Source organism: Candidatus Cybelea sp. (assembly GCA_036489315.1).
In the GTDB taxonomy this organism is placed as follows: domain Bacteria; phylum Vulcanimicrobiota; class Vulcanimicrobiia; order Vulcanimicrobiales; family Vulcanimicrobiaceae; genus Cybelea.
Genome location: DASXFZ010000060.1, coordinates 19,158 through 32,744, shown reverse-complemented (window position 1 = coordinate 32,744; position 13,587 = coordinate 19,158). Strand labels below are relative to the sequence as shown.

The window sequence follows — 13,587 nt, the reverse complement described above, 5'->3', positions numbered from 1 at the left end:
CGCAGCTCGTCGCCGCGATCGAGCCGGCCGCGTCGCACGTCAGCATGACTACACACCCCTGTCCTTCTGATAACTAATCGTGATTGCGTAAGGGTAGTCGATGCCGTGCGTGATCTCTCCGCTTACTTGTCCGCCGGCCGGATACTCCCACATTAGAACGGCGCCGCTGATCCCGACGTCGGCTCCGACAAAAGCTTGCGTCGCTTGCCCTCGTCCGCCGGGAAAATACAAGGTATACGGCCCGTCCGGGCGCCCCTCTTCTGGATACTGCAGCGGCGTGGCGCCTACGTAATAGGCTTGGCCGTGCAGCAACGCAACACGGTAAACAGCGTTGTCCGATATGGCAAAATCCTTGCCGTCCCAGGCCACGCCGTAGACTCCGCTCCAGTCCGAAGTCGTTCCGGAGCGCGGAATCGACAAATCGACGAGCTTTGTTCCGCCGCTTGGCAGCCACGCGAAATCCGAGTCGTACGGATATCCCTGAATGCCGTTGGTCACCAGCAGATTGCCGTGTGGATCGTAAGCGCAGCTTCGGAAAGCCCCGAGTGTCGGGTCTGTATAGCGCACCGGCTCGCCGCTTGCGTTGGTCCAGATCGCGATATTGCCCTCGTGCATGCCGTCGTCGTTCGCCACGGCGAGATTACCGGTCGTTGGATCGACAGCGCAGCCGTAGGGCGAGTCCGGGGCGTCGCTCAAGCTGCGCACCGGCTTACCCTTGCCGTGCGCGTATTCGACAAGCGTTTGCGCGGCGTAGTCGGAGATGTAGACGTTCCCGCGTGAGTCCGCGCAGCCGCCCATCGGCTGCGTAAAGCCCGTCAACACCCCAACGAGCTGTTGACTCTTATAGGTGTAGACGGTGACTTCGTTGTCGGAGTCGCTGACATAAAGCAAGTCACCGCTAGAGGCAGCGCTATTCATCCACGAAACGATCCCTTTGCTCGCGATCGCCGCGGGCAGCGCGCCGCCGCCGGTCGTCGCGGCGCCGCAGCCGGCAAAGAGCGCGCTCGCGGCGCACGCTGCGATGACGATAGGAACTCTCATATGCTCACCGCCGCGCCAACGGGCGCCTGATCGACGCTGCTATTGTTCAATGACGGCGCGCCGCCGCTCGGGAAGGGCCAGACGTACGTCGTGCTCGGCAACGACCTGCAAAAGTCGTAATCCGAACCGGCGATCGAGCCCTTATACACCACGGCCTGCACGAGATCGCACACTTGGCCGCCACCGGAGTCTTCCAGATTCACCGTACTCGTAATGCGGGCACTGGATTTTGCCGGAGCGAGCACGTAGAGGCAACTCGCGTATCGGTTGCCGCACGATTGATCGCCTACGATCAGCCGATTTGCCGCTGCGTCCCACTGCACCATGCCGGGATAATAGATCGTCCCGCCTGTCACGGCGATCGTTTTCGCCGACGAGGCGCCTTTCGCAAGCAACGAAAGCATGAAGTTTCCGTCGGCGTCGCTGCCGTCGAAATAGAGATCGCCCGTTGCGTCGTACCCCCGAAGCCGTAGTAGTACTGTTTCGGGTTCTGGTGCGAAGACGCTTCGCCGGAACCATGCTTGTAGACGAGGACATCGCCTGCCGAGCTTCCATCGAAGAGCACCATCACCGCCAGGTTTCCGGTCGCGGGGTCCCACGCACAGGCGTCGGGCGAACCGCCGGCGACCTTAAGCTCGTTCTCTAGGCGTCCCGCGTGGGTCACCTCGTAGACGGTTTGCGCGGCGGCGTCGGTGATCCACACGTTTCCCTTGTTGTCGGAGCACAAACCTTGCGGCTGCGCGAGCCCGGTAATCGTTCCTTGCACTGCCAGCGTAGCGAGGTCGTAGATATAAACCGATTCCGTTTCCGCATCGGAGACGAACAGGGCCGGAGCTTTCTTCTTCGCGAGGCGCTTCGAGAACCACGATGGGCGCCGATCGGGATGAGCGACCGGAAGCCGGTGCGCGATCGACGGGCCAAACCTGTCGAGAGGTATGCCGTTCGGAACGGAGCCGCCGCTGCCGCACGCAGAGGCCGCAACGATTGCGAGCAGCGCCGGCGCCGTTGCGATGAACTTCGTCGGCGTCATCGCGTGCGCAGGCTTACGGCTTCGCCGACCGGGTCGTCGAGATCGGCGGTGAGTTGGTGGACGGGAGCGCCGAGCGACGGGTACCTCCAGTAGGCCACGAAACTCTTGCCGCTGTCGCTCTCGCCGCCGGCGACAATATGCGTCGCCTGCGCCTTCCCGAGGCGATAGAGCGCGATTCCTGTAGGACGGCCGTATTCGCCCGAGAGGTGGAGCGTGTCGACCAGCACCGCCTTGATGTTGATCTTGTAGCGATAGAGGTTACCGTAGCTGTCGACTACCCAGTATTTGCCGTCGTACGCGATGCACTGCACAGCGGGCCAACCGTCGGACCTGGAGTAAGGGTTGGGCAGCATGATGCTGAGCAGCGACTTGCTCTTGTTCGGAAGGTAATAGAACTCGATATCGTAATAGGAATAGTAGTAGGAGTAGTTGTTCTGATCCGTCGTCAGCAAGTCGCCGTGATTGTCGTACGCGAGGCTGGTAAACCCGCCCGCGCCCTTGCCGTAGAATGTCGCCTTCGCCGCGCCTTTCTTGTAGATCGCGATGTTGCCGGTATTGCCATAGTAGGAATGGTTATCGATTGCGTAGTTCGCAACCGCAAGATTGCCGGTCGTCGAATCGACGGCGCAGTCGTACGGCTTGTACGGCGAGTCGTCGAAGGTTCTGATCTTTTTTCGTACCGCCGTGTGGGTACTCGACGATCCTCTCCGTACCGGAGTCCGTTACGTAAATGTTCTGCGCGTTGTCGGCGCACATGCCCATCGGCTTCGTGAGATCCGTCAGCACTCCGACGAGATTGCGCTGCCAGTAACGATAAATATTAACGAGTCCGTTGCCGTTGGAGACATAGAGGAGATTCTGGGGCCCAAGGCCGGCGGCGGCCCACGAGTCGCCGGCGCCCTGCCGTGCCGAGGGCGCCGCCGCAAGAAGTGACGGCGCAGGCGCGAAGCCGCCGTTGCCTGCGCATCCCGCGACGAGCGCCGCCGTGCCGGCGAAGAACCCCAGGCGAAGTTGACTAAACGTCTTCATAAAAAGCTTGCTCCTTTACCACGGTAAACCGGGCACGCTTCTCTTCGACTCGATGCCCGATCGACTTTTCCGGCAGCCGAAAAACGGACGCCAACGCGGCCCAAAATCCTTCGGTCCGGGCTACGCTCGCGCGCACGTGACGATGAGATCGTATGGTTGGTGATCCTCCGTGCCGCGAGCGTGCACCGTCCATTGTTTGGAACTCACCATTGTAATGACGTTCGTTGCGTTCGACGTCATTTTACCGTCGTTGAGCTTGCCGGTGTAGGTGACACCGTCGACCGACCTTTGCGACTCGCTCGCGCCGTTAGAATCGGCGCTGACCGTCCAGAATCGATGCGCCGTATCGTCGTAGCCGAAGTACGCGTCCTCCGAGCCTTGCGGTGAATACAGGTGCCCGTGCAGCCTGTTTCCCGGCGCTACCGCGTACTCGGCAGAATACGCGCTTCCACCGCCCTTGCAGTTCCACTTGCCCTCGAGCAGATAGTTATATACGCTCATCTTCCCGGTGAGCGCGGTCGACGCGGCGCTCGATGGAACGGCCGCGAAAAGCAGCGATACGAAGAAGGCAGCGGCTGCAACACGGATGTTCAAGAGAGTCCTCCCTTTTGCGGGTATCCACGCAATGGCAGACCGATTCGGCAGGGCGCACGCCTTTCCCAGCCCCGAGGGTTCCGCTCTCCGCGTTAGGCGCCCGCGCCCTGCGTTGCTCGATCTATCGGCCTTCGAAAAAAGAGCATCGTAGCAAAGACCACAGCGAAGCCGGTACGTGAGTCGCGGCGACTACTCCGACTTTACTTCCGTAGGTCGAGCGAACCGACGTCATAGGTGATGTGGTCGGCGGTAGCACAGGTCACATCGGTCGCACCTTCGATGCCGAGCTTGAACTTCGAGGGAATTGGCCTATCCGCCGATTTCGTAATACACGCGCTGACACGGACGGTGAGCAAGTCGAAGCGGTTTGCCGGAATATAAAACGTGTGCTCCTGGCTGAAGTTGCCCCCCGGTTCCAGTTCGCTCTCGTGGGCCGATGACGGGTCCCCGATGTCCGTAATGAAGCCGAAGCCGTACACCGGCGTCGGCTTCGACAACGTGAAGTACGTGTGCAGGCTGTCGCGAAGGTGTGGATCGTTGGTCGGTTGCGGCGAGAGCGTCATCTTCGTCCCCAGCACCGTTACGGCGTAGCCGACAAAATAGAAGCGCACCGCTCCGGAGTTCTTAAAGGCGGTCTTCAGCGAAATTCCCGTCGCGCCGTCGCGCTGGCTCGTCTTTTGGAGCGTTGCGGAGACCTCCGTCTGCATGTCGGTGAACGACGGGACGATCCGGTTCTCGTAAATGAAAACGTAGAACGCCCATGCGCCCGCCAGAACGATCGCGACGATCTCGACCACGTCGCGAACGAGGTGGATGGCGTGCGAGCGGTGCTCCGGGTCGCGGCTCGAAAACAGCATGGTCGCGTGCTAGGGCGTTTCACGCAATATCCTGCGGATCCCGCAGCCGAACCACGGGACCGGCGCGAAAGCATCCGCCTACATGAATTTCACCCTGCGGCCGGCGACGACCGGTGACCGGGAATTCGTCGAGTCCGTCTATTTCGAGTCGCACCGCTGGCTCATCGAACGCCTCTTCGGGTGGCGTGGTGATGAGGTCGAGCACGCGCGCTTCGCCCAGCACTACAAAGAGGCGCAGACCACGATCGTCGCGATCGAGGGTGAAGATACCGGATGGCTCTCCGTCGATCGCCGTTCGGGCGTGATTACGGTCGAGCAGGTCTATATCGCCGCGAAGTGGCGCAATCGCGGCATCGGAACGCAGCTTCTCTCCGGCCTCATCGCCGAAGCCGCCGCGGCCGGCATTCCGCTGCGCCTGAGCACCGCGAAAATCAATCCCGCCCTGCGTCTTTACGAGCGCCTCGGCTTTCGCGCGATCGGCGAAAGCGAGCATAAGGTGTTGTTGGAACTGGGCTCGCGCAGAGGCTAGCCAGTTGAAAGCAGATAGCGGCGGCGCTTCGGATCGAGGACGCGTGAATCGCCGATCCGCCGTCCCCCGCATTTTTCGATAACCCGCGCTGACGCGGCGTTGTCGTCGCGGCAGGTCACCAGCGCCTCCGTCACGCCACGCGACGCTAAGAACTTCAGCGCCTCGCGCAACGCAAAGGTCGCGATGCCCCGGTTGCGCTGCTCGGGGTGGACATCGTAGCCGATGTGGCCGCCGACCTTGTGCAGCCATTCGTTGAGCGCCGGCCGAATGCTGATCGCCCCGACGACGGTGCCGTCGTTGACGATCCAAAACTCGTGCGACGGCACCCAACCCTCGGGGAGCCGTTCGCCGCGCGCCCAGTGCTCGAGCAGCTCGATATACGCGAGCACGTCGGTGTGCGCGATCGCGGTTGCCCGCAGATTGTTCTCGGGCGACCATGGATCTTCGCCCGCGCGACGATATGCATCGCGCATCGCCGCAAATGAAATCGCAAGTTCGGTGCAGGGCCGGCGCAACTCGAGAGCCATCGCTTGCTTTTCTCCGGGGCGCGCTCCTTTCCGGCTATCGTGCGCAGGGAATCGGCGCTGGTTTGGCAACGAGTCCTCGATGAACTACGCTCTACCGCATGATGAAGAGCTCTCCGAGCTGACCGAGCGCGCGCGCAACTCGCAAGTGCGAATTGCCACCAAGCACGGTGATATCGTCTTCACGCTGTTCCCGGACGACGCGCCGCTTCACGCGGCCGCCTTCATCAAGCTCGCCGACGCGGGATTTTACGATGGTCTGTTGTTTCATCGCGTCGAGCCCGGGTTCGTCGTGCAGGGCGGCGATCCCAAAGGCGACGGCACCGGTGGCCCCGGCTATCGTTTGAAGGCCGAATTCAACGCGCGCCCGCACGTGCGCGGAACGGTCGCGATGGCGCGCGCGACGCCGCCCGATTCCGCCGGCTCACAGTTCTACATCTGCCTCGACGACGCGCGCTTTCTCGATAATCAATACACCGTCTTCGGCCAGATGAGTGAAGGCTTCGAGGCGCTCGACGCGATCCGGCGCGGCGATGCGATGACCAGCGTGAAGGTCGAGCCGAAAGGCTCGGCCTAGCCGTAAAGTCAAGCGCCCTGCTCTTTTCAGCTAAGGCAGGGCGCTTGGTCGAGGCGCGTTTTCATCCCCGAGTGGATGACTTCGCGCCTTGCTAGGTCCCGGCAGGAACGGCTACCCCATACGACTCAGAGCTCATGACGAGAAATGGCGTGCGTACCCATACTCAATTATCATTGCTTCGCGCGATTAGTTTTTAACCGACACCCGGACAACTGACCCGGACGACTCGAGAGGGCGTCCCTTTTTTCATCGGCATCCTCGCGCAACTTCCGCCGGCGCGCGGGGGTCGAACCGTCTATGAGGATACTCGTCGTCGGAGGCAATGGAATGATCGGCCGGGCGATCGTTGCCGAACTGCAGCCGCGCCACGAAATCGTAACCGCAGGCCGCTCCGGCGGGGACTTCCGCGTCGATATCGCCGATCCGAAGAGCGTTCGCGAACTCTACGCTGCGGCGGGTGAGCTCGACGCCGTTGCTTGTGCCGCCGGAAACGTCAAATTTGGTCCCCTTGAAAGCATGGCGGCCGAAGATTTCGACGCCGGGTTGCGCGATAAGTTGATGGGCCAGGTGAACCTCGTCCTCGCCGGCCGCGAGGCTCTTAAACGCGGCGGTTCCTTCACCCTGATCAGCGGCGTGCTCACCGACGATCCGATTCGCTTCGGATCCTCCGCCTCGACGGTCAACGGTGCACTCGAAAGCTTCGTCCGCGCCGCGGCCATCGAGCTGCCCGATCATCGTATCAACGCCGTCAGCCCGACCGTCCTGGAAGAGGCGATGGAAGGCTACGGCCCCTACTTCCGCGGCTACGAACCGGTGCCGGTGAAACGTGTCGGCCTCGCATTTTCGAAGAGCATCGAAGGGCACCAGACCGGACAAATCTACCAAGTCCTCTAGCGGTAACCGTCCATCGCACCGCTTATAACGACAGTTGCGTCTTGCGCCGTCTTTGATGGCGTTTGATGGACTCGCTCTCGCTGCACCGGTATAGTGACCTGCGTGAAACGCCGTCAAGCCATTCTCGCCACCGCCGCCTCCCTTGCCGCCGGAGCTCTCGCCGGTGCCGAACGAGCGACCGGGCGCGCCGCACAAACGCAGCAGAGGCTCGCGCTGCCGAACAACGGCGTCGTGCAGGTTGCAGTCGTCGTTGGAAAGGGCGCCACGGTCATCGACTTCGCCGGCCCCTGGGAAGTCTTTCAGGATGCGATGTCCCAGAGCGCCACGATGGGCTTTGAGCTGTTCATGGTCTCAGACCGTCGCGAAACGCTTGCGGCCACCGCGGGAATGCAGATCATCCCGCGGTACGCGTACGGCGACCCAAAAATGCCGCAGCCCAACGTAATCGTCATCGGCGCGCAGGGCGAACACACTCCCGCGAAGATCGGCTGGATCCGTGCTGCCGGCGCGCACGCCGACGTCACGATGTCGGTCTGCACCGGGGCCTTTCTCCTAGCGCAGACCGGCCTGCTCGACGGTCTCCGCGCGACGACGCACCACGACTACTACGATAAGTTCGCGGCGAAATTCCCCAACGTTACCCTCGTCCGGGGACCGCGATACGTCGAGAACGACGGCGGAAGACTGTGCACCGCCGGCGGCCTCGCTTCGGGCATCGAACTCGCCTTGCGGGTCGTCGAGCGCTATTTTGGCGAAGCCGAAGCCGAACGGACTGCCTACCTGATGGAGTACACTCGCTCTTCGACCAGACCCCTGAAGCCGGCGTAAACAAGCGTGCCGACCCGCCTGCGTTTCGTCGCCGCGATCGCGCTTCTCACGGTCGCACTCCTGCCGTTGAAGACGCCGGCGGTGCCGAACGTGCACGACCGTTGGCCGGCCTTCGCCCCGGACGGCCGCTCGATCGCGTTCCAGCGCTCGCAAGGAATGTCGATGGACATCTACGTCGTGAGCCTAGACGGTCGCGTAGTGCGCCGTCTAACCCACGCCTCGCCCGGCGTGCTCGCGATGAGCCCCGCCTGGTTTCCCGACGGACGTCACGTTCTCTACACGACCACCGACGCGACGTCGGATTACCCGAGCGGCTCGTTTTTCGAGATTCCATCCGAAGGCGGTCCGCCGCAAGCGCTCGCGCCCGCCGGCGCGCGGGGTCGCAGCCTCAGTCCCGACGGATCGCGGCTTCTCTTCCTGACCAGAGCGTGGGAAGTCGCACGGCTCGATCTGAAAACGGGCAGCGTGACCGTTCTCAGCCGGCCCGCCTCGGGAACGTGGGACACCGAAGCCGCGTGGTCTCCCGATGGTAAGCAGATCGCCTTCGGCTGCAATTTTTCACCGTCGCCGGCGATCGCACGCTCTGCCATCTGCGTCACGAACGCCGATGGCACCGATCGTCACCTGCTGGGCAAACGAAAACGGCGCCGCCGAATGGGTAACGTGGTCGCCTGACGGAACGCAGATCGCTTTTCAAAGGGACGCCAACAACTATACCAGCGGCGAGATCGTCGTCCGCAGCGTACGAACCGGAGCGGAACGCACCATCAGCACCAACAGCGGATGCGCGCTCAACGAGACGCCGGCCTGGTCGCCTGACGGCACGTGGATCGCGCTGCAAGTTAAGACCGCGCGCGGCTACCGCATCGCCCTGATTCACCCCGACGGCTCGGCCTTTCATCTCCTCACCGCAGAATGAATACCCGCTAGTGGCCACGCGGCTGGAACCGGGTACGTTCATCGGCGAGTCGACCTCGAAGCGCTTCGCAGACGCTATTCTGAGCGACGTCGTGCACTGGGAAGGGCGCTCGTTACCCGAGCATTCCCACGAGTGGCCGTATATCAGCCTTCTTCTTAGCGGGATGTACCACGAAAGCGTAAGCGGCAAGCAGGTCGTCTTCGCGCCTTTTACCGCGGTCTTTCACGACCGCGATCTGGTTCACAGCGACACGATCGGCGAAGGCGGCGCGCGCTTCTTCCTGCTCGAGTTCGGCCCCGAGTGGCGCGCCACGATCGAGCGCTTCGGCAACGTTCCGGGCCACGTGCACGAGCTCAACGGTGAGGGCGCCTCTTGGCCGATGCTGCGCCTGTACCACGCTTTCATCTCGGGCGAGCTCTCCGATGAATTGGTCGAAGAGGCCCTCTTCGAGATTTGCGGTTACCTGCCCAATGCCGGTGCCGTTGCGCAAACCGAGCCGCAATGGCTTACGGCGGTCGAAGCGTGGCTGCGCCGTAACTTTCGCGAAGCCTACAGCCTGCAGCGGCTGGCGCGTGACGTCCACGTTCACCCCTCGCACCTGGCGCGAACCTTCATGCGATTTCGGGGCCGAACGATCGGCGAGTCTCTCAGCCGCCTGCGCGTGCAAGAGGCGTGCCGTCAACTCGCCGATCTCGGGCACTCACTCGAGGAGATCGCGACCTCCGTTGGCTTTTCCGATCAGAGCCATATGACGCGCGTCATTCGGCACCTCTCGGGGAATACGCCGGCCGCGCTGCGCAAGTCGCTGCGCTAGCTGCTATCTCGACGGAATCTGCTGGAACGGCCGCGGCGACTGTTTGAAGTCGAACATACTCTCCATGCTGTTCGACGTCACGTCGGTCGTCCCGAGCGGCTTGAGGCCGAACGTCTCCTCGACGAAACGCACGATGCTGCCGAAGCCGTAGACGGTGTGCGAAACGTAACCCTGCGGCGTGTAGGGCGAAACCACCAGCATCGGCACGCGGAGTCCCGGGCCGCCTTGGTTATCGCGATTCGGCGGTGGAATAGGATCGTAGAAACCAGCCCACTGATCCCAAACGATCACGATCGCGGTCGAGTCCCAATACTGGCTCTGGCCGATCGCGTTGACGACGGAGGCAACCCATGCCGGGCCGCCGGCATGCGGATCGCCCGGGATGTCGGAGTTCTCGATCGAGGGGATCACCCACGACATCGCCGGCAGCGTGCCATTCGCGACATCCTTCAGCACGTTGGTCTCAGGGGACGAAATGTGCGCCTTCCACTCGCCTGGATTCTCGGCAACCGCCTGGATCGCGGAGAACGCGTTCCAACCACCAGCGACCCTTTTTGGCGCCGGCGCATAGTACTTCCAGGAGATGTTGCTTGGGTCCAAGCGCGTCTGCAGCGTATCGTATGTGAAGCACGGAAACGGCAGATTCCGGTGGGGCGGATCGAGAACTTTTCCATTTTTTGAGGATGATTCCGATCTGCGTTCCCGGAGGCGCGTCGCAGCCCCAAGGCACCTCGTCGGGACTGTCGATGACGCTCGCTCTTGAGCTGATCTCCGTCCCACCGCGAATGAGATCCTGATGCGCGGTAAAATCGCCGCTGCCCTGCGTTTGGAACATATGATCGGCGACGGCGTAATCGGTCGCAATGGCAAAGTACGGCCGAATCAGCCCGGGCTTAAGATACGTATACGCCGCGCGGCCGTTCACCTCGTAAAAGCCATCCATCCTACCGCTGCCCACCGATTTTATGAACGCGGCGTAGTCATCGCTCCGCGGGCCCCGTGCGTCGAAACCGACGGCCTTGAGGTGAATCGTGATGACGTGCGCCTGCCGCCCCTGGCCGACGCGCGCCTTCGCGGTCTTTGTCGTACCGAAGAGCGCGTTGAACGTGCGCGCCTCCTACACCATTACAACGACATGCTGAATTGGAGTCCCCGAACTGGCGCTACGGGATAGGTCCGGTGCTGCGCCGGGAAAACCGCCCGGCGTACCGCTCGATCCCTGCACGCCCGCGCAGCCGCAGAGCACTGCAATCAAGGCTCCCGCCGTAAAACTCATAAGACTACGCTCCATCGCCAATCCCCCTTACATCGTAGCGTCGTTTAAAGTCGTATTACTCTTCTAGCTCGTGAAGCTCGTTACTGTTCTTGTCGGTATAGTAGATGGCCGTGTTGCTGTCGCCTTTGCCGATCGCAAAGAGGCCCCATATCCCGGGGGTCTTACGCTTGTCGACGACCTTCGTCGCCAAGACCTTGCCGGTGGGCATCAGCTCGACCAGCGTGTTGTTTGCGGTATTGGCAACCACCATATTGCCGTTGGGGAGGATCGCTGCGGCAAACGGCTTGTTCAGTGGGGAACCCGCCTTCACGAGCCTGCCGCAGCTCGTGGTCGGGTAGAGGCACTTGAAGCTCTTGCAGCCGGCCCCGACCGTGATCTCGTCTTTGAGGAGCAGGCTGCTCACGTGATCGATCGCCACGATCGCGTTGCAGTCCCCGTCGGCAACGTACAGCGTATCGGCCGCGCCGTGTCTTTGGGTACAACGATATCCGCCGGGAAGCCCTCCGCACCAGTAGGCAAAACCAGACGGACCTTGTGCGTTCCAGCCGGCGCCCTTGTTCACCGGGAACCCGTTGATGATTTCCATGGGATGGCGCGTCCCGTAGCCGCCGAGGCTCAAGCTATCGACCGCTCCGGTATCGCCGTTGCCGGCGAAGATGAACTCCGGCGAATAGTCGTAGAGCTGCGGCGTTTCCAAATCCGCGATCGGCATCGTGAGAGGCTTGCCGTAGATCTTCTTCAGCTTCCCGCTCTGGTCTATCAAGGCCAGGAGGCCGCTGGTCATCCCCGACGCGTAGACCTGATCGCCGCCGGTCATGGCGTCACCGTCGCAGCCTTCGATCCTCGAGTTTTGGAAGAACCTGGCCGGCTTGGAGTTTGGGGTCGGGGAAAACTGTTCGATGGTCGTCCCCTTGCCCGCGTTTCCTTTAGAGTCGTCGAAGTTGCAGACGAGGATCTGATTCCGCTTCAGCTTCCCGTTACTCGTCATCACGACGCTGATCGCGCGCGGACCCTTGTCTCCATTTCTCGGATCCACGGTCGAGCCGATCGTCACGTCCTTCGTCAGTCTCTTGAGGATCGACGTCGAGTCAAAAGGCCTCGCATCGGCAGATGCTGAGGCCTTTTGTGAATTCGGGAGGGAGGAGAGCGTCGTCCCGTTCGGCGCGACGGCGCCTCCGCCGCACGCGGAGAACGCAACGAGGGAAGCGGCTAACGTGGACCGGCCGGCGTTACGAAGCTCCATGGCACGATTTCCCCTCTTTGTGAGTGCTACTGCTCCAGTTTGTGAAGCTCGTCGCTGTTGGTGTCGGTGTAGTAGATGGCCGTATTGGCGTCGGTCGTGCCAATCGCATAGAGACCCCATATCCCAGGGGTCTTGCTCTTGTCCACCACCTTCGTAGCCAACACCTTGCCGGTGGGCATCAACTCGACCAGCGTGTTGTTTCCGGTGTTGGCGACGACCATGTTGCCGTTGGGCAGGATCGTTGCCGCGAACGGTTTGTTCAGCGGCGAGCCGGCCTTGACGAGCTTGCCGCAGGTCGTGGTCGGGTACAGGCACTTAAAGGTCTTGCAACCCGCGCCGACGGTAATCTCGTCTTTGAGCAGCAGCGTGCTCGCGTTGTTGATCGCCACGATCGCGTTGCAGTCCCCGTCGGCAACATACAGGTCATCGTTGTGATTCTTGCATTGCTGCGATGGCGCTTTCTGACCGCAAGAATAGGCGAAGGCCGAGGGCCCCTCCGCGCTCCAGCCCGAGCCTTTGTTGACTGGGAAGCCATTGATGATTTCGAGCAGCTTGCCGGTACCATAACCGCCGAGGCTGAGGCTGTCGACCGTCCCCGTGTCGCCGTTGCCGGCGTAGACGTAAATGGGCGAGTAGAGATAGAGCGGCGGCGCTTCTCCAACGGCGATCGGCATCGTGACCGGTTTCGAGTACGACTTTTTGATTTTGCCGGCCGGCGTGATCCATACCAGCAACTTGCTGGTCATGCCGGCGGCATAGATGTCATCGCTGGAGGTAGTTGTCGTACCGGCGCAACCTTCAAGTTTCGAACTCTGAATGAAGGTAGTGGGTTTGGAGTTCGCGGTCGGCGAGAACTGCTCGATGGTCGTCCCTTTACCGGCGGCGCCGCTCGAGTTGTCGAAGTTGCAAACGAGGATCTGATTCTTCTTCAGTTTCTGGTTATTAATGGGGATGACCGTGATCCCACGCGGACCCTTGTCTCCGTTTTTCGAATCCACGGTCGAACCGATCGTTACGTCCTTCGTCAGGTTCTTTAGGATGGAGGTCGTGTCGGCGGGCATCGCACCCCCGGAATCAAGGATGTGCTGGGCATTACCGATGAACGGTTGGCTTGCAGGAACGCTGCTCATTCCCGCGCCGCCGCAGGCGGTCATTGCCATGGACGCGATGGCTAAGGCCACTAACGCGCGACTGTTTCTAAACGACATTATCGCCCTCAATAAAGTAAGTTGTAGCTGTAGTCATCCCCTTTAGGAGGCGCCGCGGACGTAACCTTCCGAGGTTAAATTAAGTCACCTTATTGATGCTGGCCAGCACCAGCCGCTTGCACCGCTAAACAGCATCCACTCCCGCGCGTGTCGAAGGAAACTCCCCGCGTGTCATCCTGAGCCAGTCGAAGGACTGTCGAAGGAAATGTCATCCTGAGCCTGTC

At 61.7% G+C, this 13,587-nt stretch carries 18 protein-coding genes; 7 read left to right on the top strand and 11 right to left on the bottom strand.

Annotated features, from left to right (window positions below; translation table 11 throughout):
- Positions 1–48 precede the first annotated feature (48 nt).
- From VGG51_13695 to VGG51_13665, 7 genes are all read right to left on the bottom strand, one after another.
- Positions 49–1,041, bottom strand: a complete 993-nt coding sequence (locus VGG51_13695) for a hypothetical protein (protein HEY1884084.1) — start codon at positions 1,039–1,041, stop codon at positions 49–51.
- Positions 1,038–1,397, bottom strand: coding sequence for a hypothetical protein (locus VGG51_13690; GenBank protein ID HEY1884083.1), 360 nt, complete (start codon positions 1,395–1,397; stop codon positions 1,038–1,040). The genes VGG51_13695 and VGG51_13690 overlap by 4 nt, the downstream gene beginning before the upstream one ends.
- Entirely contained in the window at positions 1,394–2,071 is a 678-nt protein-coding gene (locus VGG51_13685) for a hypothetical protein (protein HEY1884082.1), read from the bottom strand. Before VGG51_13685 ends, VGG51_13690 begins: the two co-directional genes overlap by 4 nt.
- Positions 2,068–2,523, bottom strand: a complete 456-nt coding sequence (locus VGG51_13680) for a hypothetical protein (protein HEY1884081.1) — start codon at positions 2,521–2,523, stop codon at positions 2,068–2,070. Before VGG51_13680 ends, VGG51_13685 begins: the two co-directional genes overlap by 4 nt.
- A 121-nt stretch (positions 2,524–2,644) precedes the next feature.
- Positions 2,645–3,100, bottom strand: coding sequence for a hypothetical protein (locus VGG51_13675; protein HEY1884080.1), 456 nt, complete (start codon positions 3,098–3,100; stop codon positions 2,645–2,647).
- Between the two features lie 120 nt (positions 3,101–3,220).
- A complete protein-coding gene (locus tag VGG51_13670) occupies positions 3,221–3,694 on the bottom strand; it encodes a hypothetical protein (GenBank protein HEY1884079.1) in 474 nt (157 codons plus the stop codon).
- 200 nt (positions 3,695–3,894) lie between these two features.
- Entirely contained in the window at positions 3,895–4,551 is a 657-nt protein-coding gene (locus VGG51_13665) for a hypothetical protein (GenBank protein ID HEY1884078.1), read from the bottom strand.
- Between the two features lie 82 nt (positions 4,552–4,633).
- Between VGG51_13665 and VGG51_13660 the strand changes: the two genes are divergently transcribed.
- A complete protein-coding gene (locus VGG51_13660) occupies positions 4,634–5,080 on the top strand; it encodes a GNAT family N-acetyltransferase (protein HEY1884077.1) in 447 nt (148 codons plus the stop codon).
- Here VGG51_13660 and VGG51_13655 read toward each other — a convergent pair.
- Entirely contained in the window at positions 5,077–5,607 is a 531-nt protein-coding gene (locus VGG51_13655; protein HEY1884076.1) for a GNAT family N-acetyltransferase, read from the bottom strand. The two genes, VGG51_13660 and VGG51_13655, sit on opposite strands and share 4 nt — an antisense overlap.
- Before the next feature lie 79 nt (positions 5,608–5,686).
- Here VGG51_13655 and VGG51_13650 point away from each other — a divergent pair, with 79 nt between their 5' ends.
- From VGG51_13650 to VGG51_13625, 6 genes are all read left to right on the top strand, one after another.
- Positions 5,687–6,181, top strand: coding sequence for a peptidylprolyl isomerase (locus VGG51_13650; protein HEY1884075.1), 495 nt, complete (start codon positions 5,687–5,689; stop codon positions 6,179–6,181).
- 297 nt (positions 6,182–6,478) lie between these two features.
- Entirely contained in the window at positions 6,479–7,075 is a 597-nt protein-coding gene (locus VGG51_13645; GenBank protein HEY1884074.1) for a short chain dehydrogenase, read from the top strand.
- A 102-nt stretch (positions 7,076–7,177) separates the two neighbouring features.
- Entirely contained in the window at positions 7,178–7,903 is a 726-nt protein-coding gene (locus tag VGG51_13640; GenBank protein ID HEY1884073.1) for a DJ-1/PfpI family protein, read from the top strand.
- A 6-nt stretch (positions 7,904–7,909) separates the two neighbouring features.
- Positions 7,910–8,578: a hypothetical protein gene (locus tag VGG51_13635; GenBank protein HEY1884072.1), complete on the top strand. Its 669-nt coding sequence runs from the start codon at positions 7,910–7,912 to the stop codon at positions 8,576–8,578.
- Positions 8,511–8,822: a hypothetical protein gene (locus tag VGG51_13630; GenBank protein ID HEY1884071.1), complete on the top strand. Its 312-nt coding sequence runs from the start codon at positions 8,511–8,513 to the stop codon at positions 8,820–8,822. Before VGG51_13635 ends, VGG51_13630 begins: the two co-directional genes overlap by 68 nt.
- A gap of 10 nt (positions 8,823–8,832) precedes the next feature.
- A complete protein-coding gene (locus VGG51_13625; protein ID HEY1884070.1) occupies positions 8,833–9,636 on the top strand; it encodes an AraC family transcriptional regulator in 804 nt (267 codons plus the stop codon).
- A gap of 3 nt (positions 9,637–9,639) precedes the next feature.
- Here the strand turns inward: VGG51_13625 and VGG51_13620 are convergent, their stop codons facing one another.
- The 3 genes from VGG51_13620 to VGG51_13610 form a co-directional block, all read right to left on the bottom strand.
- On the bottom strand, positions 9,640–10,416 hold the full coding sequence (locus VGG51_13620; protein ID HEY1884069.1) for an alkaline phosphatase family protein: 777 nt from the start codon (positions 10,414–10,416) through the stop codon (positions 9,640–9,642).
- A gap of 551 nt (positions 10,417–10,967) precedes the next feature.
- Entirely contained in the window at positions 10,968–12,155 is a 1,188-nt protein-coding gene (locus VGG51_13615; GenBank protein ID HEY1884068.1) for a hypothetical protein, read from the bottom strand.
- A gap of 26 nt (positions 12,156–12,181) precedes the next feature.
- Positions 12,182–13,336, bottom strand: a complete 1,155-nt coding sequence (locus tag VGG51_13610; protein ID HEY1884067.1) for a hypothetical protein — start codon at positions 13,334–13,336, stop codon at positions 12,182–12,184.
- Positions 13,337–13,587 lie beyond the last annotated feature (251 nt).